Annotated in this window: 20 protein-coding genes; 3 read left to right on the top strand and 17 right to left on the bottom strand. The window is 64.7% G+C overall.

Translation table 11 applies throughout. From position 1 onward, the window contains the following. Window positions 1-5: 5 nt before the first annotated feature. The 7 genes from map to dxr form a co-directional block, all read right to left on the bottom strand. Complete coding sequence (gene map, locus F6B93_RS07455) at window positions 6-866, bottom strand: type I methionyl aminopeptidase (RefSeq protein WP_211698520.1); 861 nt, start codon at window positions 864-866, stop codon at window positions 6-8. Between the two features lie 26 nt (window positions 867-892). Further along, window positions 893-1,477, bottom strand: coding sequence for a DUF1707 SHOCT-like domain-containing protein (locus tag F6B93_RS07450; protein WP_211698519.1), 585 nt, complete (start codon window positions 1,475-1,477; stop codon window positions 893-895). Between the two features lie 95 nt (window positions 1,478-1,572). Continuing rightward, on the bottom strand, window positions 1,573-3,384 hold the full coding sequence (locus F6B93_RS07445) for a penicillin-binding transpeptidase domain-containing protein (RefSeq protein WP_211698518.1): 1,812 nt from the start codon (window positions 3,382-3,384) through the stop codon (window positions 1,573-1,575). A gap of 82 nt (window positions 3,385-3,466) precedes the next feature. Beyond that, window positions 3,467-4,321 (bottom strand): GNAT family N-acetyltransferase, encoded by an 855-nt coding sequence (locus tag F6B93_RS07440; RefSeq protein ID WP_211698517.1) that lies wholly within the window; start codon window positions 4,319-4,321, stop codon window positions 3,467-3,469. Between the two features lie 70 nt (window positions 4,322-4,391). Next, complete coding sequence (gene ispG / locus F6B93_RS07435; protein ID WP_211698516.1) at window positions 4,392-5,582, bottom strand: flavodoxin-dependent (E)-4-hydroxy-3-methylbut-2-enyl-diphosphate synthase; 1,191 nt, start codon at window positions 5,580-5,582, stop codon at window positions 4,392-4,394. Between the two features lie 25 nt (window positions 5,583-5,607). Beyond that, window positions 5,608-6,822 (bottom strand): M50 family metallopeptidase, encoded by a 1,215-nt coding sequence (locus tag F6B93_RS07430; RefSeq protein WP_211698515.1) that lies wholly within the window; start codon window positions 6,820-6,822, stop codon window positions 5,608-5,610. Between the two features lie 8 nt (window positions 6,823-6,830). Continuing rightward, entirely contained in the window at window positions 6,831-8,093 is a 1,263-nt protein-coding gene (gene dxr / locus F6B93_RS07425; protein ID WP_211698514.1) for a 1-deoxy-D-xylulose-5-phosphate reductoisomerase, read from the bottom strand. 157 nt (window positions 8,094-8,250) lie between these two features. Here dxr and F6B93_RS07420 point away from each other — a divergent pair, with 157 nt between their 5' ends. From F6B93_RS07420 to F6B93_RS07410, 3 genes are all read left to right on the top strand, one after another. After that, entirely contained in the window at window positions 8,251-8,913 is a 663-nt protein-coding gene (locus tag F6B93_RS07420; protein ID WP_211698513.1) for a fasciclin domain-containing protein, read from the top strand. Between the two features lie 128 nt (window positions 8,914-9,041). Next, window positions 9,042-9,296 carry a DUF2631 domain-containing protein gene (locus tag F6B93_RS07415; protein WP_211698512.1) on the top strand — a complete coding sequence of 85 codons (255 nt, stop codon included), beginning with the start codon at window positions 9,042-9,044 and terminating at the stop codon, window positions 9,294-9,296. A 533-nt stretch (window positions 9,297-9,829) separates the two neighbouring features. Then, entirely contained in the window at window positions 9,830-10,885 is a 1,056-nt protein-coding gene (locus F6B93_RS07410; protein ID WP_211698511.1) for a lysophospholipid acyltransferase family protein, read from the top strand. 18 nt (window positions 10,886-10,903) lie between these two features. Here the strand turns inward: F6B93_RS07410 and F6B93_RS07405 are convergent, their stop codons facing one another. The 10 genes from F6B93_RS07405 to rpsB all read right to left on the bottom strand — a co-directional run bounded on the left by F6B93_RS07405 (window position 10,904) and on the right by rpsB (window position 19,755). Beyond that, window positions 10,904-11,362 (bottom strand): SRPBCC family protein, encoded by a 459-nt coding sequence (locus F6B93_RS07405; protein WP_211698510.1) that lies wholly within the window; start codon window positions 11,360-11,362, stop codon window positions 10,904-10,906. Continuing rightward, complete coding sequence (locus F6B93_RS07400) at window positions 11,359-12,285, bottom strand: cytochrome c biogenesis CcdA family protein (RefSeq protein ID WP_211698509.1); 927 nt, start codon at window positions 12,283-12,285, stop codon at window positions 11,359-11,361. The genes F6B93_RS07405 and F6B93_RS07400 overlap by 4 nt, the downstream gene beginning before the upstream one ends. 4 nt (window positions 12,286-12,289) lie before the next feature. Then, window positions 12,290-12,799, bottom strand: a complete 510-nt coding sequence (dsbE, locus tag F6B93_RS07395; protein WP_211698508.1) for a disulfide bond-forming protein DsbE — start codon at window positions 12,797-12,799, stop codon at window positions 12,290-12,292. Window positions 12,800-12,879: 80 nt separating this feature from the next. Beyond that, the gene (gene rlmN / locus F6B93_RS07390; protein WP_211698507.1) at window positions 12,880-13,974 is read right to left on the bottom strand and encodes a dual-specificity RNA methyltransferase RlmN; all 1,095 of its coding nucleotides are present in this window, start codon (window positions 13,972-13,974) and stop codon (window positions 12,880-12,882) included. Between the two features lie 22 nt (window positions 13,975-13,996). Then, window positions 13,997-14,938 (bottom strand): phosphatidate cytidylyltransferase, encoded by a 942-nt coding sequence (locus F6B93_RS07385; RefSeq protein WP_211698506.1) that lies wholly within the window; start codon window positions 14,936-14,938, stop codon window positions 13,997-13,999. Between the two features lie 32 nt (window positions 14,939-14,970). Beyond that, window positions 14,971-15,528 carry a ribosome recycling factor gene (frr, locus tag F6B93_RS07380; RefSeq protein WP_211698505.1) on the bottom strand — a complete coding sequence of 186 codons (558 nt, stop codon included), beginning with the start codon at window positions 15,526-15,528 and terminating at the stop codon, window positions 14,971-14,973. Between the two features lie 174 nt (window positions 15,529-15,702). Then, window positions 15,703-16,500 carry a UMP kinase gene (gene pyrH, locus F6B93_RS07375; protein WP_211698504.1) on the bottom strand — a complete coding sequence of 266 codons (798 nt, stop codon included), beginning with the start codon at window positions 16,498-16,500 and terminating at the stop codon, window positions 15,703-15,705. Window positions 16,501-16,621: 121 nt separating this feature from the next. Continuing rightward, window positions 16,622-18,034, bottom strand: a complete 1,413-nt coding sequence (locus F6B93_RS07370) for an amidase (RefSeq protein WP_211698503.1) — start codon at window positions 18,032-18,034, stop codon at window positions 16,622-16,624. Between the two features lie 27 nt (window positions 18,035-18,061). Next, on the bottom strand, window positions 18,062-18,904 hold the full coding sequence (tsf, locus tag F6B93_RS07365) for a translation elongation factor Ts (RefSeq protein WP_211698502.1): 843 nt from the start codon (window positions 18,902-18,904) through the stop codon (window positions 18,062-18,064). A gap of 11 nt (window positions 18,905-18,915) precedes the next feature. Further along, on the bottom strand, window positions 18,916-19,755 hold the full coding sequence (gene rpsB / locus F6B93_RS07360; protein WP_211698501.1) for a 30S ribosomal protein S2: 840 nt from the start codon (window positions 19,753-19,755) through the stop codon (window positions 18,916-18,918). Window positions 19,756-19,809 lie beyond the last annotated feature (54 nt).

The following is a 19,809-nucleotide window of genomic DNA, read 5'->3' as shown; positions in this document are numbered from 1 at the left end:
AGCGGCTACTCAGGCAGCGTCAGGATATCGACGCCGCTGTCGGTGACCAGCAGCGTGTGCTCGAACTGCGCCGTCCACTTGCGATCCTTGGTGACCACCGTCCAGCCGTCGTCCCAAATTTCGTAATCCAATGTGCCCAGGTTGATCATCGGTTCGATGGTGAACGTCATCCCCGGCTGCATGATCGACTCGACCAGGGGTTGGTCGTAGTGCAGGACAACGAGACCGTTATGGAACGTGGTACCGATCCCGTGACCGGTGAAGTCACGAACAACGTTGTACCCGAATCGATGTGCATAAGACTCGATGACGCGGCCAACTACCGATAACGCGCGCCCGGGTTTGACCGCCTTGATCGCGCGCATTGTTGCTTCCCGGGTCCGCTCGACGAGTAGGCGGTGTTCTTCGGAGACATCGCCGGCCAGAAACGTCGCGTTGGTGTCACCATGCACCCCTCCGATGAAGGCGGTGACATCAATGTTGACGATGTCGCCGTCGGCGACCACCGTCGAGTCGGGTATTCCGTGGCAGATGACTTCGTTGAGCGACGTACAGCATGACTTCGGAAATCCCTTGTAGCCCAACGTTGATGGGTAAGCACCGTTGTCAGCCATGTAGTCGTGGGCGATCCGGTCGAGCTCATCGGTGGTTACCCCGGGAGCGACCGCCTTGCCCGCTTCAGCCAGGGCACCAGCGGCAATCTTGCCGGCGATCCGCATCTTCTCGATTACTTCCGGTGTCTGCACCCATGGCTCGGTGCCCTCCTGGGCGGTCGCCTTACCGACATATTCTGGCCGGGCAATCCACTTGGGCACCTGTCGTGTCGGGGAGAGCACCCCGGGGGACAGCGCGGTTCGAGCAGGCATCTCGCTAGCTTAGTCAGGTCAGGCAATCAGGAGTGGTGGCGACGCCGGAACGCTCGCCGCGGTCCCCGGATGACGACCGAGCCACACACCATCTGACCGGTCACTATGACGTGCGGTGTTCCTTCCGCTGGCGCGTCCTTGCGGCGGTCGCTCGCGCTACCCACATAGACTTCGATGTCGTCGATCGAGGCGCTGGCGCCGTCGGGCAGCCGGATATCCAGCGAGCCGAACTTCATATCAAGCTCGATCACCACCACCGGCCCGGCGAAACGGGCTTTGGTGAGGTCGAGGTCGATTGACCCCAGTCGGCGCACCAGAGCCAGCCGGGTCGGCACAACCCATTCGCCGTGACGCTTGAGCGATCCGGCCCAGCCGCGCAGTTCTACCCGGTCTGCCGCCGACGTGACGATCGCGCCCGGCCCGGGCAGGTCACCGACCAGACCGTCCAGCTCGTGACGGGTGCGTGCGATAGACACTCGTGACGAGCGCTGCTCGAACTCGTTGATGTCGATCAGCCCAAGTGCAACCGCGTTGTGCAGTCGGCGCAGTGTGCCGTTGCGGTCGGCGTCCGAGACCCGCAACACCACCATGTCCCCACCGGTCTCCGTCATGGCCTTCCCTGATGTTCGCCCCACCGGCTCTCGACACCGGTGCCGCCTACCCTCGCAATTTACCGCCCCATGGGTATCCGCGGACCGTGAGCGACCTACATCAGATAGCCGGGCGGCAGCGATTCGAACATCACCTTGGTCATCCGCACCGCGTACTCCGAGCTGCCACCTCCGACAATCAGCGACGCGAACGCCAGATCCCCGCGGTACCCGGCGAACCAGGAATGCGATCCGCCCCGGAATTCGGCTTCACCGGTCTTGCCGAAGATCTCCCCGCAGTCGGCGATCTCTTTGGCGGTGCCATTGGTCACTACCAGCCGCATCATCGGCCGCAGCGCGTCGATCATCTTCGGGCTAATCGGTGCGGCATCACCGTCCACCGTGGTCGGCCGACCGGCGATCAGCTGCGGTACCGGGGTCTTGCCGGCAGCGACCGTGGCGGCCACCAGGGCCATGCCGAACGGGCTGGCCAGCACCTTGCCCTGTCCGAAGCCATCCTCGGTGCGTTCGGCTAGGTCGACCGTCGGTGGCACCGACCCAGTTACCGTGGTGATCCCTTCCACCTGGTAGTCCAGCCCTATCCCGTAGCGACGTGCGGCTTGGGTCAGGCCGCGTGGTGGCATCCGGCTGCTCAGCTCGGCGAACGTGGTGTTGCAGGAACTGGCAAACGCGCGTGACATCGGCACCACGCCCAGATCAAAGCCCCCGTAGTTGGGAATGGTCCGATGCCCGATGTCGATTTCGCCGGGGCAGCCCAGCATCGTGTTGGGGGTAGCCATATCGCGCTCGACAGCCGCGCCGGCCGTGATCACCTTGAAGGTCGACCCAGGTGGATACAGGCCGGTGGTGGCGATGGAACCTTCGGCGTCGGCGCCGGCGTTCTGCGCGATTGCCAGAATCTCCCCGGTCGACGGCTTGATCACCACGATCATGGCCTTCCCGCCCCGGGTGTCGACGGCGTGTTGAGCGGCGTTCTGCACGGCCCGGTCCAGGGTGATCGAAACCGACGGCGCAGGAGACGGAGCGACCTCGTGCAGCACGCTGACGTCGACGCCGTTCTGGTTGACGCTGACCACCCGCCACCCCGCCTCACCGTCGAGCTCGTCGAGCACAGCCTTTCGGACTTCAGCCATCGCTGCCGGCGCAAAATGCACATCCGTTGGCAGCAGCGCGGCTTGTGGTGTGATCACCACGCCGGGCAGCTTTCCGATCGCTTGCGCAACACGGTTGCTGTCGTCAGCATGCAGAGTGAGCAGATCCAGTGGTTCGGTCGTCGAACTGGCTTGTTCGGCAAGCAGCTGCGGATCGTTGAGCGTGTCGTCGAAGGGGTGCAGGGCCTCCACCACCGCGTGTACGGTCCCGATCAAGTCGCGTCCCGCCTGGGCAGCGTCGAGGGAGTAGTGATACAGGTAGCCAGGCGCCAGCACATCGGTTCCGCCCAGTTCGTTCACCGAGGCGCGCCGGGGCGGGTCGGCCCGCAGCGCGAACGTCTGGTGCTCGCCGAGCTTGGGGTGCAGGCCGGTAGTAGCCCAGCGGACCTGCCAGCGCCCCTCGTTGCGAGCCATCTTCAGCTGCCCGTCGTAGTTCCACGTCCGGTTCTTCGGCAGGTGCCAGCTGATGCGGTAGGCAACGGTGCCGGTGTCCTCGGCGAACCTCCAGCTGAGAACTTGTACATCCACGCCGGTGGCCTGCAATCCCGCCCAGGCGGCATTGAGCGCCTCACGGGCTTCGTTGGGATCGTCGCTGAATTGAGCCGCAGCCGCGGTGTCGCCAATAGCCAGCGCAGCAAAGAACTTCTCTGCGGCGGGTCCGGGCCCTTCGGGCTTGGGAGTGCACCCGGGCAGGGCAGTGAGCGCTACGACCAGCAAACATCCGGCCGCTGATACTAGTGTTGTTCTCGTTACCATCGTTATTGATGTTAAGAACTGTGAGTTCGGGCTCGGCGTAGACACACCGAGACCCGCCGGGTAAGCGTCCGCGGATCGCTGCTCAGTCGAGCAGGACAGTGGCGAACGTGCCCACTTCGGTGAAACCAACGCGCGCGTACGCGGCTCGAGCCACCGAATTGAAATCGTTGACGTACAGGCTGGCGACGCGCCCACTACCGACAATCACGGCGGCCAGCGTTGCGGTTCCGGCAGTGCCGAGGCCCCTGCCGCGGCACTCCGGATGCACCCAGACTCCCTGGATCTGCGCGACCGACGGCGACTGCGATCCCACCTCGGCCTTGAAGATGACCTCACCGTTCTCAAAGCGGGCCCAGGCACGCCCCGCCGCGATGAGACTGGCCACCCGACGCCGATAACCGCGACCGCCGTCACCGAGCCGCGGGTCGACGCCTACTTCGCCGATGAACATGTCGACGGCGGCCTCCAAATAGGCGTCCAACTCCTCGGGCCGGACCTGGCGAACGCCGGGGTCGATCTCACAGCTCGGGTGGCTGTTCAGCGCCATCAACGGTTGATCGTCGCGAACATCACGCGCCGGGCCCCACGCCGACTCGAGCCGCTCCCACATCGGCAACACAAGGCCGGCGCGACCAACCAGCGACGAACACCGCCGCGAGGCCCTCATCGCCTCATCGGCGAACGTATTGAGGTCGATCACATCGCCGCGCAGCGGAATGAGGTTGGCTCCGGCGAAGCACAACGACTCGTCCACACCCCGTCGGGTCCACAGTTCCCCGCCGATCGCGTTGGGGTCCACACCATGGTCCGCGACTCGGGCGGCCACCATGCAGGACTCGATCGGATTATCGCTGAGCACCCGCCACACAGCAGCCGCGTCGCGCACCACCGAGACCCGCCGCTCATCGGCGAGGCGCAAGATGGGCGGAGCCGACATCTGTTGAACTCTCCGTGGTGGGAACTTCTGCGCTAAGAACCGCGGGCTGGTGGCACAACCCCGACGGTTATTAGCTTACGGTCACAATAGGCGAACCGCTGCCCGTCGTCCCCGGATCGTGACCGATGTTCATATCGGTATCGGCCGGGTCTTCCATTTCGGAGGCCAACCGCATCGCCTCCTCGATGAGCGTTTCTACGATCTTCGCTTCGGGCACGGTCTTGATCACCTCGCCCCGGACAAAGATCTGGCCCTTGCCATTGCCCGAGGCAACCCCGAGATCAGCCTCGCGCGCTTCACCCGGACCATTGACGACACACCCCATTACCGCCACCCGCAACGGCACATCGAGACCGTCGAGGCCCGCGGTCACCTCGTTGGCCAGGGTGTAGACGTCAACCTGAGCGCGACCGCACGACGGACAGGACACGATTTCCAGCGAACGCGGCCGCAGGTTCAACGATTCGAGAATCTGATTGCCGACCTTGACTTCTTCGACCGGCGGGGCCGACAGGGACACCCGGATGGTGTCCCCGATACCCCGCGACAACAGCGCGCCGAAGGCGACCGCGGACTTAATGGTTCCCTGGAACGCCGGACCGGCCTCGGTGACGCCGAGGTGTAGCGGGTAGTCGCACTGCGCGGCCAGCAGCTCGTACGCCGCGACCATCACCACCGGGTCGTTGTGCTTAACGCTGATCTTGATATCGCCGAAGCCGTGCTCCTCGAAGAGCGAGGCCTCCCAAAGTGCGGACTCGACCAGCGCTTCCGGCGTGGCCTTGCCGTACTTCTGCATGAACCGCTTGTCCAGCGAGCCGGCGTTGACACCAATCCGGATCGGGATCCCCGCCGCCCCGGCCTCCTTGGCCACCTCGCCGACCCGACCGTCGAATTCCTTGATATTGCCCGGATTCACGCGCACCGCAGCGCACCCTGCTTCGATGGCCGCGAAAATGTACCTGGGTTGGAAGTGGATGTCGGCGATTACCGGGATCCGGCTGTGCCGGGCGATCTCGGCCAGGGCGTCGGCGTCCTCCTGACGCGGGCAGGCCACCCGGACGATGTCGCATCCCGCCGTGGTCAATTCGGCGATCTGCTGCAGGGTCGAGTTCACCTCGTGGGTCTTCGTGGTGCACATCGATTGCACCGAGACCGGATGGTCGCTGCCGACCCCGACGCCGCCCACCATCAGCTGACGCGTGGGGCGCCGCGGGGCGAGCGTGGGCGCCGGGGGCTCCGGCATGCCCAGACCAATGGTCACTATTAGCCCTTTCCTCGGCTTTGGGTCACTGGAACAGCCTGATTGGGTTGACCACATCGGCGGTGACGGTCAACAGCATGTACCCGACCACGAACACCAAGACCACATACGTTGCGGGCATGAGCTTGAGATAGTTCACGGGCGCGGCCGCCACCTTGCCACGGGCGGAACGGATCATGTTGCGAATCTTCTCGAAAACCGCGACGCCGATATGACCACCATCGAACGGCAGCAACGGCAGCAGGTTGATAGCACCCAGGATGAGGTTCAACTGGGCCAGGAAGAACCAGAAGGCCACCCACAACCCATGGTCGACCGTGTCGCCACCGATGATGCTGGCGCCAACCACACTCATGGGAGTTTCCGGGTCACGTTGCCCGCCACTAATAGCGTTCATCAGCGCGCCGACCTTAGTCGGGATCGCAGCCAGCGCTTTGCCCACTTCGACCGTCAGCTCGCCGGCAAAAGCAAACGTGGCCGGCACCGCGGTGAACACGCCGTACTGCGTGGGCCCGCTTCGTGAGGCAGCCACACCAATCGCACCGACAGTGGCCGGCTCGAGTTGACTGCCGTTGGCGTCGGGGACCCAGCGTCGGGTCGACTCGATGGTGACGTTGGTGAGGATCTTTGTGCCGTCGCGCTCGATGACGATCGGAACGGTGCCGTGGGATTTGCGCACTGCGGCCGCCATCTCGTCGAACGTGGACACTGGTGTGTCGCCGACCTGGACGATGACATCGCCGGCGCGAATTCCGGCCAGCGCGGCCGGCCCGGGGCCAGCGCACTCGGCCAGCTTTCCTTGGGCCACTTCCTGTGCGACACAACCAGTATCGCCGATCACGGCCTCGGTCGGGGGATGCAGGTTGGGCAGCCCCCAGACCACGGCGATGGCATAGATCAGCACCAGGCAGATCGCAAAATTCATGCCGGGACCGGCAAACAGCACGGCGACGCGCTTCCACGTGGCCTGCTTGTACATCGCGCGTTCCTGCTCGTCGGGCGCGAGGTCTTCGACCGGGGTCATGCCAGCGATGTCGCAGAAACCGCCCAACGGAACGCCTTTGATTCCGTATTCGGTCTCGCCTCGCCGGGTGGACCACAACGTGGGGCCAAAGCCGACAAAATAGCGACGCACCTTCATACCGGTGCCACGCGCCACCCACATGTGTCCACACTCGTGCAGGGCAACGGAGATCAGAATGGCGAGCGCGAATAGCACTATGCCGACAACGAACATCATCAGGTGCGTCAGGACCTTTCTAGAGCCATTCCGGAAATCGTGACGGGTCGTGGTGTGTCGACCGCGCGCTGCGCCCGCTCACGAGCCCAGCGCTGCGCATCCAGCACATCATCCACGGTAGCGGGTGCCGCGCTCCATTGGTCGGCAGCGCGCAAGACGTCGGCGATCGTGGCGACAATGGCAGGGAAGCCAATCCGGCCATTGAGGAACGCTTCGGCGGCTTCCTCATTGGCGGCGTTGTAGACCGCCGTCATGCAGCCACCGGCCTCGCCGGCTCTCCGGGCCATCTCCACGGCCGGGAACACATCGGTATCCAGCGGCTCGAACTCCCAGGTCTGTGCGGCAGTGAAATCGCAGGCAGGAGCAGCACCGCTGACCCGATGCGGCCAGCCCAACGCCAGCGAAATGGGCAACTTCATGTCCGGTGGGCTGGCCTGAGCGATCGTCGAACCATCGATGAAGGTGACCATCGAGTGGATGATCGACTGCGGGTGCACCACGACCTCGATGCGGTCATAACCGATGCCGAACAGCAGGTGGGTTTCGATGACCTCTAGGCCTTTGTTGACCAGCGAAGCAGAGTTCAGGGTGTTCATCGGTCCCATCGACCAGGTTGGATGGGCGCCCGCCTGCTCTGGAGTGACCCGCTCGAGGTCGGCGGCCGACCAGCCCCGGAACGGGCCGCCGGACGCCGTCAGGACCAATTTGGCGACTTCCTCCGGCGCACCGCAGCGCAAGCACTGAGCCAGCGCGGAGTGCTCGGAGTCGACGGGGACGATCTGACCGGGCCGAGCGGCCGCCAGCACCAGCGGTCCTCCGGCGACCAGTGATTCCTTGTTGGCTAGTGCGAGGCGCGCGCCCGACTCCAGCGCGGCCAGCGTCGGCCGCAGGCCCAGCGCCCCGACCAAGGCGTTGAGGACGACATCAGCCTCGGTTTCCTGGACCAACTGGGTGACGGCATTGGATCCGCGGTACGGAATGTCGCCGGCCAGTTGCGCCGCACGCTCGTCAGCGATGGCGATATTGGTTACCCCGGTCTCGGCGCGTTGCCGCAGCAAAGTGTCCAGCTGGGTCCCGCCTGCGGCCAATCCGACTAGCTCGAAGCGGTCGGGATTGTCGGCGATGACCTCGAGCGCCTGGGTGCCGATCGAGCCTGTGCTGCCCAGCACGAGCACGCGCAGGCGGCGCTCGGCGTGCCCATCACCGGAGTCGCCAACGTAGCCACCAGCGGAGGTCGTCACCCACCCATTGTGCCGTTTGCGCGACCACATCGCGGCACGCTCGCGCCGTCTTTTTCCCGCCCTTGGGGCTCGCCCGGATTCTGGGACCCATCCATGACCGCCGTCACTCCGAATTTGTTGTGTACGGCCGGAAGGACGGCAGCAGGTGTCGTATCAAAGCCGTCAATAGCAAAGGAATCGAAACGCGATGATTAACGTTCAGGCCAAGACAGCCGCAGCGGCAAGCCTCGCGGCGATCGCAATGGTGGGTTTCTCGGGCTGTTCCAGCAGCGAAACCGCCTCCGAGGACACCACGGCCCCCGCACCCGCAACCAGCACGGTAGCGCCGGCGACGACATCGGCAATGGCCGACCCCGCCGCGGACCTGATCGGTATTGGGTGCGCCGACTACGCGGCGCAAAACCCCAGCGGCCCCGGATCGGTGGCCGGGATGGCCCAGGACCCGGTAGCGACAGCGGCGTCGAACAACCCGATGCTAGCGACGCTGACCTCCGCGTTGTCGGGCAAGCTGAACCCGAACGTAAACTTGGTCGACACCCTCAACAGTGGCGAGTACACGGTTTTTGCGCCCACGAATGCCGCATTCGACAAGCTCCCGGCGGCCACCATCGACCAACTCAAGACTGACACGGACCTGCTGAATAGCATCCTGACGTACCACGTGGTGTCCGGCCAGGCGGGCCCCGGCCAGGTCGACGGCTCGCACACGACCCTTCAAGGTGCTCAGGTGACAGTGACCGGCGCGGGCAACGACCTCAAGGTCAACGACGCGGGCCTGGTCTGCGGCGGAGTGCATACCGCCAACGCAACGGTGTACATGATCGACACTGTGCTGATGCCTCCAAGCTAGTAACGCTCGACTTGGTCACGGCGGGGCCGCGGATGTAGGTGCCCAGACCGGCGGGGCGCGCAAGCGCGTGTGCCAGAATGTTGGAGCACAGTCCGAGTCTGAAACCCAGCTCATCCGGAGGAACCGCCGTGGCCAGTACTGAGGTGGAGCACGTCACCGGCGTCGACACGGCCGAGGTGCCGTCGGCGGCGTGGGGGTGGAGCAAGATCAACCACCGCACCTGGCACATCACCGGCCTCGTCGGCGTCATATTCCTGCTCGCCATGCTGCGTGGTAATCACGTCGGCCACGTCGAGGACATTTACCTGATCGGGTTCGCCGCTCTCGCGTTGTTCGTGCTGGTGCGTGACCTGTGGGGCCGCCGGCGCGGCTGGCTCCGATAGCAGGCGGCGCGACGAACGGCGCGCACTCGCCGACCCGCCAGCCCGACCGGAACAGCGACTTCACGCGTTCTTTAACGGTCAACCCACAGCGCACTGCAAGCCCTGTCTCAAGGTGTTGCGCTATCACTTGAATTGACCCCGGCTTGGCGCCCTCACCACCCTAGGGCAGTTGTCGAACCCGGCCGGGGTCGCCAGCCCATTGCGGGTCAACTCCAATGGTGCGAGGAGATGGAGCATGAGGCGCCCATCCGTTCACTCACACATGACCCGATCGCGGTCACAATTATCGATACGTGATCTTCCTGTTATCAAACCGTGATAGGTGTTATCATCTTGTTATTGGAACGATATTGACTCGATATAGTGCAAATCCTGACCCGGAAGGAGTGCGCAACTGATCACCTACCAGCGATCTGTGGGTCAGCCCATGCACACGCGGCGAAGTTGACGATCCCCGGAAGCCGCCGCAGAAATCCGGCCTCGACCCCAGGTGACCGAATCCGCCAATAGGGCCAAAAGGGGAGGCAAGCACCATGGCGAGTGCATCCAACGCAACAGTGGTTTACCTCAATGAGCATCCAATTTCGACCGCGGCTCATCGGCGCGCGCAAAGCCGCGCAGACTCTCTGCGTCGGCATCCAGCGGGGCGGGCCCGACAAGCCGCCGATGTGCGCAGCGCGGACGCCACAAACGTTATCGACCTGGCAAGCGCCATTCACGCAAAGAGAGGGACGACCCCCGAACCTAACGAGCTCGGCCGGCAGGTCGCTGCTCTGACGAAGTTTATTCGCAGGCGGATCACCGGCGAATACACAGTCGACGAGTTTGGCTTCGACCCTCACCTGACCGACGCGGTCACGCTGCCGATGTTGCGAGCGTTGTTCAAAGTCTGGTTCCGGGTCGAAGTCAGTGGCATCGAGAACCTGCCGGCGGCCGGTGGGGCGCTAGTGGTTGCCAATCACGCTGGGATGCTGCCGATCGACACGCTGATGGCCGCGGTCGCGGTCCACGAAGCGCATCCGGCTCGGCGGGCGCTGCGGGTGCTCGCCGACGACATGGTGCTCAAGACCCCACTGGTGGGACCGGCGGCCCGCAAGACGGGCCAGACGGCAGCGTCCCCCACCGACGCCCACCGTTTGCTATCCAACGGCGAGCTCACAGCGGTATTCCCAGAGGGATACCACGGCCCGGGCAAGCGATTCGCCGACCGCTACAAGTTGCAGCCGTTCACCAGCGACGGGTTCGTGTCAGCTGCACTGCGCACCAATGCGCCGATCATCCCGTGCTCGATCGTGGGCTCCGAGGAAATCTATCCGATCATTGGTGAGCTCAAACCGTTAGCGCGACTGCTGAAGCTTCCCTATTTCCCGATCACTCCGCTGTTTCCGCTGGCCGGTCTGGCCGGACTCATCCCGTTGCCGTCAAAGTGGCACATCGAATTCGGTGCGCCCATTGCGACTACCGAATTCGACGACTCCGCGGCAGCCGACCCCGCCGTGACCTTGGAGCTCACCGACCAGGTACGCGACGCCATCCAGCAGACCCTTCACCGGCTACAGGCAACGCGTCGCAACACGTTCGTCGACTAGCGCCCCCCGGGGGGGCTATCAGCCGATCTGCTGCGCCGCAGCCTCGAGATCGACCAGGAACCCCGCGAATCCCTTCGCGAGGCGCCTGTCCAATGCCGGCCCCAGGAGCAACCCGAACGGTCCGCCCTTCGGCTGGTAGCGATACTCCATCACCGTTCGGGTCCGGCCGTCCGACGCGGACGACCCCAGGGTGAACGTAACCTCTCCGCGGGCGATCGGGACAACCGTAGCTCGGTCAATCGTGATGACAAGGCGGCGTTCGTCATCCCACTCGGTGACGGTCTCGTCGAGACTCCCAGCGGGCGCCAGATCGCAGTGCCTGGTGGCTCCGACTCCCGTTGTCGCACCGCTGGTCGCTCGGGAGGCTTTGACACCGCTGTTCCAGTCGGAAATGTTGGGGAAGTCGGCCAGTACCTTCCATACATCAGGTCGTCGGGCCGCAATATCTCGCTCGATGGTGATGAGTCGTTCGGTCATGGGCTCGTCAGCTCCCTTCGATTCCTAACCCTAGGCCGGCGGTCAACGCGCACATGTCGGTACCAACGGCCGATGAGCGCGCCGACCGCCATTACCGCCAACGCCAATACCCATGGCCATGCGCCGTGTTGCTGCACCCACCCAGCCAGCACAGCTTGCACGCGAGCGGCCGCGGCGATCACCCCATCCTGCGGACTTGGTGCCACACCGGCGCTCCCGTGGAATAACCGCACCTCATAGCGGCCGTAGTGAGCCACGTACAGGCCGACCAGCACGAGCACCGCGCCACCAATCCGGTTGACAAACGGCAGGATCCGCCGCATCCGGTCGACCAGCGCCGAGCTTGCCGTGGCGGCGCCGATGGCCAGAACTCCGACCACCAGGGTTAACCCCGCGACGTAGGACAAATAGATCGCCACGCTCCCGAGGATGGAACCACCCCTAAGGCCGGCCCCGGTGACCGCCAGAAATGGCCCGATGGTGCATGACAGCGACGCGATCGCATAGCTGACTCCGTAGCCGTACATGGAGCCCAGCCGAACCGTCGGCGCCCATCGCACGCCGAGTTGTCGGGGCGTCAACCCCGTCAGCTCGCGGCCCGATAGCAGCCACACCCCCAGGGCAACGAGCGTGACCCCGATCAGCACGGTCACATAGGGCAGGTACCGCTGCACCGTGCTGGCCGCCGAGATGGTCAGCGCTCCGAACACGCCGAACACCGTCAGGAAGCCCAAAGCCATCACGGCGGTAGCGGCCACTGCCCGGCCGACCTGGCTCGTTGGAGATACCAGCCCCGCCGGCTCGGCGGACTGCTGCCCGCGCACCACCAGAAGCAAGTACGCGGGCAGCATCGCAAATCCACACGGATTCAGCGCTGCCACCAACCCGGCGGCGAAGGCCAGGCCGATCAGGGCATCGTTCACCGGGCTAGGACGTCAGCGCCGCTACCCGAGCGGACAATTCCTGCTCGGACATGGCCGCCGTGGGGTTGTTGGCGAACGTCGACGTGCCGTCCGCGCGGTAGAAAACGTACGCCGGCTGCCAGGGCACGTTGTAGCGGGCCCAGATCGAGCCGTCGGCGTCATTGAGGTTGGTGAAGTTCAGGTTGTACTTCGACACAAAGCCCTGCATGGCAGCGACGTCGGAGTGGGCTGCGACGCCAACAAAAGTGACCGCCGGATTTGCGGCTGCCACCTGGCTGACGCTGGGTGCCTCGGCGTTGCAGAACGGGCACCACGGCGTCCAGAACCACAACACCGCCGGCTTGCCCTCCAAGCTGGCGCCATCGAAGGGCGCACCGCCCACAGTGGTTGCGGTGAACTGCAGTCGATCATCGGCGGCCAGCGCGCGCGGCGCATTGGCCACGCCAAACATCAGGGCGACCGCCACCCATACGGCGGCAGATCCTTTGATCAAGGACAACAATCGACGACTCATGGGGACCCCTCGTGTGCTCGTGTTTCCCTGATGACGAAACACCACCCTTAGCGGTTCATCACCCCCGCCTGAGCTGCCGGCTAGCTGCCTTCAGCGGCTAGCTGGCCACACGCGGCGCTGATCTCTCGGCCGCGGGTATCGCGCACCGTGCACGAGACCCCGTTGGCTCGAATTCGCTGGAAGAATTCGCGCTCGACCGGCTTGGGGCTGGCGTCCCAGTCGCTGCCCGGAGTCGGGTTGAGCGGGATCAGGTTCACGTGCACCAGTGGCCCGAGCACACGGCGAAGTTGCCTTGCGAGCATGTCAGCTCGCCAGGGTTGGTCGTTGACATCGCGGATCAGTGCGTATTCGATGGACACCCGCCGGCCAGTTGCATCGGCGTAATACCGGGCCGCATCCAGGGCCTCGCTTACCTTCCACCGATTGTTCACCGGTACTAGCGTGTCGCGCAGCTCGTCGTCCGGCGCGTGCAGCGACAAGGCCAACGTCACCCCTAGCCGCTCGTCGGCAAGCCGGCGGATCGCGGGAGCCAGACCCACGGTCGACACGGTCACCGCGCGCGCCGAGATGCCGAAACCGGTTGGCGGCGGCTCGGTGATCCGCCGCACCGCCGCGACCACCCTCGCGTAGTTGGCCAACGGCTCCCCCATGCCCATAAAGACCACGTTCGACAGCCGGTCACCGAAGTCGTCCCGCAGCGCCACGGCCCCGACACGCACCTGCTCGAGGATCTCCGCGGTTGACAAGTTACGAGTCAGCCCGAGCTGTCCGGTCGCGCAGAACGGACAGGCCATACCGCAGCCAGCCTGCGACGAGATGCAGAGCGTATTGCGTCGCGGGTACCTCATCAGCACGGACTCAAATGTTGTGCCATCGATGGCTCGCCACAACGTCTTTCGGGTCTGGCCGGCATCGCACGTAACCTCGGCGGACGTGGTCAGCAGGTTCGGGAACATCGCCTCGGCGATCACGCCCCGCACGGCGGCCGGGAGATCGGTCATCTGGTGCGGGTCTGCGATCAGCCGGCCGTAGTACTGATGCGCAAGCTGCTTGGCGCGAAACGCCGGTAGACCCAGCTCGGCAACCGCGGCCGCGCGGCCGCCCTCGTCGAGGTCGGCGAGGTGCCGTGGCGGCCGGGCAGGGCCCGGCTCGGTGAACGTCAACCGTTGGACCATGACGTGTCCAGTATCGGTCCTTTCAGGGCAGCAACGTCAGGACGATCCACGCCGCGACCGCGGATGGCAGCAGGCCATCGAGTCGGTCCATCAGGCCACCGTGGCCAGGCAACAGCCGTCCCATGTCCTTGATACCGAGGTCGCGCTTGACCTGAGACTCGACCAAGTCGCCGAGTGTGGTGGTGAGTACCAATAGCAGGCCCAGCGCGGCACCTTCCCACGGTGTTCTGTCGATAAGGAAGGTCGCCGTGATGATCGTTGCGGTGATCCCGCAAACCAGCGAACCGGCGAATCCTTCCCAAGACTTCTTCGGGCTGATCGCCGGAACCATCGGATGTTTGCCGAACAGCACTCCCACGGTATAGCCGCCGACGTCGGAAGCGATGACGCCGATCATCACGCAGAAGACCCATCCGGAGCCGTTCTTTGCGTAGACCAGCATCGCGCCGAACGCGCAGAACAGCGGGACCCACGCGGCAAGAAACACTGTGGCGGACGCGTCGCGCAGGTAGTTTCCCGAGGCCGGTGCGCGGTCGCCGGCTTCGCCAAGCCCGCCATCCGGCCGATTCTCAGCCATGAAGAGCCGCCAGATCATAGCGATCACGACCATGCCGCCGAAGCCCACCAGGGCACCAACAGCGCCGAATGGCCAGGTCAGCCACACTGTAGCTTGGCCACCAACGAGCAACGGCACAACCGGGATCAGGTATCCGGCCTCCCGCAATCGCCGCACCACCTCGTGGGTGGCCACGACAGTGGCAATCGCGACGATGGCAATCCACAGGCGTGGGACGAACACCAGCACCGCGATGAGGACGCTGCCAATAGCCAGACTTACCGCAATGGCGGCGGGCAGATCACGTCCCGCCCGCGACGTCTTCTTGGCCGGCTGCTGCTTTGTCGTGCCGGCCGCACGTACGGGTTCGTCGGGCGGGTTGCCGGCACCGGCATCGGTAGTTGCCACAGACCTGAGTAGACAAAGCTGCTGAAGGGCCGTTAGACCTCCAGCAACTCGCCTTCCTTGTGTTTGACCAGATCATCGATCTGGGCGACGTACTGGTGGGTAGTCTTTTCGAGTTCCTTTTCTGCGCGGCCGACCTCGTCTTCGCCAGCCTCCCCGTCCTTGCGGATGCGATGCAGTTCCTCCATCGCCTTGCGCCGGACACTGCGCACCGAGATCCTGGCGTCCTCTCCCTTGTGCTTGGCCTGTTTGACCAGCTCCCGACGACGCTCCTCGGTAAGTTGCGGCACCGCAACCCGAATCAGAGTGCCATCGTTGGTGGGGTTCACGCCGAGATCGGAGTTGCGAATCGCCGTCTCGATCGCACCGAGCTGACTGGCCTCATACGGCTTGATCACGACGAGCCGTGCCTCGGGGACGTTGATGCTGGCCAGCTGCGTGATCGGGGTGGTCGCGCCGTAGTAGTCGATAACAATCCGGGAGAACATGCCGGGATTGGCGCGGCCGGTCCGGATGGTTGACAGGTCATCCCGGGCTACCGACACAGCCTTCTCCATTTTCTCCTCGGCATCGAAGAGAGTCTCATCAATCATTGGCGCTGCTCCTCCTCATCGCTACGCTCTGCATCGTCGCCAGCGCGAATCATTGGCGCTGCTCCTCCTCATCGCTACGCTCTGCATCGTCGCCAGCGCGAATCATTGGCGCTGCTCCTCCTCATCGCTACGCTCTGCATCGTCGCCAGCGCGAATCATTGGCGCTGCTCCCCCTCAGGTGGTGACCAGCGTCCCAATTTTCTCACCTGCGACCGCACGGGCGATATTGCCATTGGTCAAGAGGTTGAACACCAAGATCGGCATGCCGTTGTCCATACACAGACTGAATGCGGTGGCGTCGGCCACTCGCAACCCGCGGTCAATGACCTCACGATGGCTCACGGCGCTGAGCAGTTCGGCCTGCGGGTTCTCCCGTGGATCCTCGGCAAACACGCCATCGACCGCCTTAGCCATCAAGACCACATCCGCACCGATCTCCAACGCTCGCTGCGCCGCGGTCGTATCGGTCGAGAAGTAGGGCAATCCCATGCCGGCACCGAAGATCACCACCCGCCCTTTCTCCAGATGGCGGACGGCCCGCAGTGGAAGGTACGGCTCGGCTACCTGGCCCATCGTGATCGCAGTCTGAACTCGGGTGGCGATGCCTTCCTTCTCGAGAAAGTCTTGCAGTGCAAGGCTGTTCATCACGGTGCCGAGCATGCCCATGTAGTCCGAGCGAGTGCGCTCCATGCCGAGCTGCTGTAGCTGCGCGCCGCGAAAGAAGTTGCCACCACCGATCACCACCGCGATCTGCACGCCACTGCGGACCACATCGGCGATCTGACGAGCCACCTGCGCCACGACATCAGGATCGAGCCCTACTTCGCCGCCGCCAAACATCTCGCCCCCGAGCTTGAGCAAAACCCGCGAATATCTCGACGAGGTGCCGGCACCCGGACAGGCCGACTTTCCGTTGGTGGTGGTCGGTTCCGGCTTGGGCGTCACCGGGCCGGCGACATCGGACTCCGTCATCTGTCTCCTCGCATGACAGTGCCATCCCCGGCGATCGCCCGGGACGGCAATCCACATACTGCCTCATCATCGCGCCCTGAGGTGGACGGGGTGGTGAAATTGTGCGTGATCAGGGACTGTTTCAGGTTCGGATCCCGGCCCACGGCCTGGCCTCTTCCAGTTCGTAGGCCAGTTCCAAGAGCCGCCGTTCACGCCCGACGTCGGCGGCGAGCATCATGCCCACCGGCAAGCCGTTCGCGGACTGAGCCAGCGGCAACGATATTGCCGGTTCGCCGGTGACGTTCTGCAGCGGCGTGAACGCGGCCCAACCGGCCAGCCGCTCCAGGACCTGTTGATAGTCGCTGGGAGCAAGATAGCCGATCTTGGGCGTCTCGTCGGCGACCGTCGGGGTGAGCAACGCGTCATACATACAGAAGAATCGCGCGGTGCGCCTCCGGAGTCGACGCAGCCGCATGACCGCCAGTGGAAGCCTATGGAGGTTGCGGCTGGTGTGGCCCGCCAACCCCATTGTGAGTTTGTCCAACCGCGCTCGATCGAAGGTCCCACCGAATGTGCGCGGGCCGGTACGCACCTGTGCCAGCGCCAAGAAACCCCAATACAGCACGAAGTCATCCGCAAAACTGGCCGGCACCGGTGGCTGGTGAAGGTATTCAATGCGGTGCCCCAGCCCCTCAAGCAAACTGGCGGTCTGCAACGTCAGCTCCCGCAATTCGCGGCTGCATTCGCGCTCGACCGAGTTGGTCACCACAGCAATCTTCAGCCGCTGCCCGCCGGGCCCGGTGACGTCGCCGATTGGTGGCAGTTTGGGATGCCGCCACACGCGCTCGGCCTCCCGGTAGAAGGCCGCGGTGTCGCGCACCGAGCGGGTCAGCACGCCGTTGGCGACGATGTTCACTGGCAACCGTCGCTGCTCGGGCTCCAGCGGCAGCCGGCCACGCGACGGCTTGAGACCGACCAGCCCGTTGCACGAGGCCGGAATCCGGATAGATCCTCCGCCGTCGTTGGCATGCGCGATCGGGACCACCCCGGCGGCTACGAACGCACCAGATCCCGACGACGAAGCCCCGGCGGTGTGGTCGGTATTCCACGGGTTGCGGACCGGCCCCAGCCGGGGGTGTTCGGCGGAGCCGTTGAACCCGAATTCCGACATCCGGGTCTTGCCCAGCGATATCGGTCCAGTCGCCAGGTACAACTTTGTGAACTCGCCGTCGCGCACGGCACCACGAGGTGCCCAGGCATCGGTACCACGCATGGTGGGCTGCCCAGCGACGTCGACGTTGTCTTTGATGAAGGTCGGCACGCCGGCGAAGAAACCTCCGCTCGCGGTGGCCGCGGCGGTGGAGGCGGCTTCTAAGGCCTGCGCAAAGCCGTCATACGCCAAGCCGTTGAGTGCTGGGTTGACCGCCGCGGCGCGGCCTACGGCGGCCTCGATCACACCGGCCCGATCCACGAGACCGGATCGGATGGCTTCGGCGAGCGCGACCGCGTCGAGGTCACCGAGGGCATCGTCACCGAATGCGTGAACCCGTTGCATGGTGGCGCCCGCCGCTCGCGCTACCCGTTAGGCCTGGCCGACTTCGAACCGAACGAACCGCGTCACAGTCACGCCGGCCTCATCGAGCAGCGATTTGACGGTTTTCTTGCTGTCGGACACCGACGGCTGCTCCAGCAACACAGCGTCCTTGAAGAAGCCGTTCAGCCGACCTTCGATGATCTTGGGCAGCGCCTGCTCCGGCTTACCCTCGGCCTTTGCGGTCTCCTCGGCGATGCGACGTTCGCTGGCTACGACGTCGTCGGGCACGTCGTCGCGCGAAAGATAGCGTGCCCGCAGCGCGGCGATCTGCAATGCCACCGCGTGCGCCGCCGCGCTGCCGGCGTCCGCGTCGGCATCCGCCGCGTACTCCACCAGGACACCCACGGCTGGGGGCAGGTCGGCCGAACGCCGGTGCAGATAGGTTTCTACCGTTCCATCGAAAATCGCCACCCGACGCAGTTCGAGCTTCTCGCCGATCTTGGCCGACAGCTCCGCAACTGCTTGCTCGACCGTCTTGGCCGCGGCTGCTCCCCCGACAGACGATGCTTTGAGCGCGTCGAGATCCGCGGCCTTCGCCGAAACCGCGGCCGCGACAATCTGGTCGGCCAGCTGTTGAAACTCCGCGTTCTTGGCGACGAAATCGGTCTCGCAGTTCAGCTCGATGAGCGCGCCATCCTTGGCCGCGACCAGACCCTCAGCCGTCGCCCGCTCGGCTCGCTTGCCAACATCCTTGGCACCCTTGATCCGCAGCGCCTCGACGGCCTTATCAAAGTCGCCGTCGCTTTCGGCCAGCGCGTTCTTACAGTCGAGCATGCCGGCGCCAGTCAGCTCGCGTAGCCGCTTGACATCGGCGGCGGTGTAGTTCGCCATATCAGCCTTTCCTAGGACGCATCCGTGGTGGATTCGGTTCCGCTTGGTGCGGCGTCAGCTGCGGCAGCCGTCGGAGCGGTTGCCGACGCCAGCAGCTCCTGCTCCCACTCGGCCAGCGGTTCGGCGGCTTCGGTCTCCGGCTTGCCGTCCCCGCGTCCCAGCCCGGCGCGGGCCTGCAAACCCTCGGCGACCGCGGCCGCAATCACCTTGGTGAGCAGGGCGGCGGAGCGGATGGCGTCATCATTACCCGGGATCGGGTAGTCGACCTCGTCGGGGTCGCAGTTCGTGTCGAGGATTGCGATAACCGGGATACCCAGTTTGCGGGCCTCGCCGACGGCGATGTGCTCTTTGTTGGTGTCGACCACCCAAATCGCCGACGGCACCTTGGACATGTCGCGGATGCCGCCCAAACTGCGTTCGAGCTTATTCTTCTCCCGAGTGAGGCCCAGGATCTCCTTCTTCGTTCGGCCCTCGAAGCCGCCGGTCTGCTCCATCGCCTCGAGCTCCTTGAGACGCTGCAGCCGCTTGTGCACGGTGGAGAAGTTGGTTAGCATCCCGCCCAGCCAGCGCTGGTTCACATACGGCATGCCGACACGGGTGGCCTCAGCGGCCACCGACTCCTGCGCTTGCTTCTTGGTGCCAACGAACAGCACCGACCCGCCATGGGCGACGGTCTCCTTGACGAATTCGTACGCTTTGTCAATGAAGGTCAGCGTCTGCTGCAGGTCAATGATGTAGATGCCGTTGCGGTCGGTGAAGATGAACCGCTTCATCTTGGGATTCCAGCGACGGGTCTGATGCCCGAAGTGGGTGCCGCTGTCAAGCAGCTGCTTCATGGTTACAACAGCCATTGTCGGCCATTCCTTAATATTGTCGGTTGTTCGCCCGACGTCGGCTGAAGCCGG

Source organism: Mycobacterium spongiae (genome assembly GCF_018278905.1).
GTDB classification, from domain to species: Bacteria; Actinomycetota; Actinomycetes; order Mycobacteriales; family Mycobacteriaceae; genus Mycobacterium; species Mycobacterium spongiae.
Note: the sequence above shows the minus strand (reverse complement) of the source record. Positions and strands in the feature narration are given on the sequence as shown.

What these genes read in the sequence shown, in the direction of transcription:
- map (WP_211698520.1), bottom strand. Translation starts at nt 866, where the DNA reads ATGCCTGCTCGAACCGCGCTGTCCCCCGGGGTGCTCTCCCCGACACGA.
- F6B93_RS07450 (WP_211698519.1), bottom strand. Translation starts at nt 1,477, where the DNA reads ATGACGGAGACCGGTGGGGACATGGTGGTGTTGCGGGTCTCGGACGCC.
- F6B93_RS07445 (WP_211698518.1), bottom strand. Translation starts at nt 3,384, where the DNA reads ATGGTAACGAGAACAACACTAGTATCAGCGGCCGGATGTTTGCTGGTC.
- F6B93_RS07440 (WP_211698517.1), bottom strand. Translation starts at nt 4,321, where the DNA reads ATGTCGGCTCCGCCCATCTTGCGCCTCGCCGATGAGCGGCGGGTCTCG.
- F6B93_RS07430 (WP_211698515.1), bottom strand. Translation starts at nt 6,822, where the DNA reads ATGATGTTCGTTGTCGGCATAGTGCTATTCGCGCTCGCCATTCTGATC.
- dxr (WP_211698514.1), bottom strand. Translation starts at nt 8,093, where the DNA reads ATGTGGTCGCGCAAACGGCACAATGGGTGGGTGACGACCTCCGCTGGT.
- F6B93_RS07420 (WP_211698513.1), top strand. Translation starts at nt 8,251, where the DNA reads ATGATTAACGTTCAGGCCAAGACAGCCGCAGCGGCAAGCCTCGCGGCG.
- F6B93_RS07410 (WP_211698511.1), top strand. Translation starts at nt 9,830, where the DNA reads ATGGCGAGTGCATCCAACGCAACAGTGGTTTACCTCAATGAGCATCCA.
- F6B93_RS07405 (WP_211698510.1), bottom strand. Translation starts at nt 11,362, where the DNA reads ATGACCGAACGACTCATCACCATCGAGCGAGATATTGCGGCCCGACGA.
- dsbE (WP_211698508.1), bottom strand. Translation starts at nt 12,799, where the DNA reads ATGAGTCGTCGATTGTTGTCCTTGATCAAAGGATCTGCCGCCGTATGG.
- rlmN (WP_211698507.1), bottom strand. Translation starts at nt 13,974, where the DNA reads ATGGTCCAACGGTTGACGTTCACCGAGCCGGGCCCTGCCCGGCCGCCA.
- frr (WP_211698505.1), bottom strand. Translation starts at nt 15,528, where the DNA reads ATGATTGATGAGACTCTCTTCGATGCCGAGGAGAAAATGGAGAAGGCT.
- pyrH (WP_211698504.1), bottom strand. Translation starts at nt 16,500, where the DNA reads ATGACGGAGTCCGATGTCGCCGGCCCGGTGACGCCCAAGCCGGAACCG.
- F6B93_RS07370 (WP_211698503.1), bottom strand. Translation starts at nt 18,034, where the DNA reads ATGCAACGGGTTCACGCATTCGGTGACGATGCCCTCGGTGACCTCGAC.
- tsf (WP_211698502.1), bottom strand. Translation starts at nt 18,904, where the DNA reads ATGGCGAACTACACCGCCGCCGATGTCAAGCGGCTACGCGAGCTGACT.
- rpsB (WP_211698501.1), bottom strand. Translation starts at nt 19,755, where the DNA reads ATGGCTGTTGTAACCATGAAGCAGCTGCTTGACAGCGGCACCCACTTC.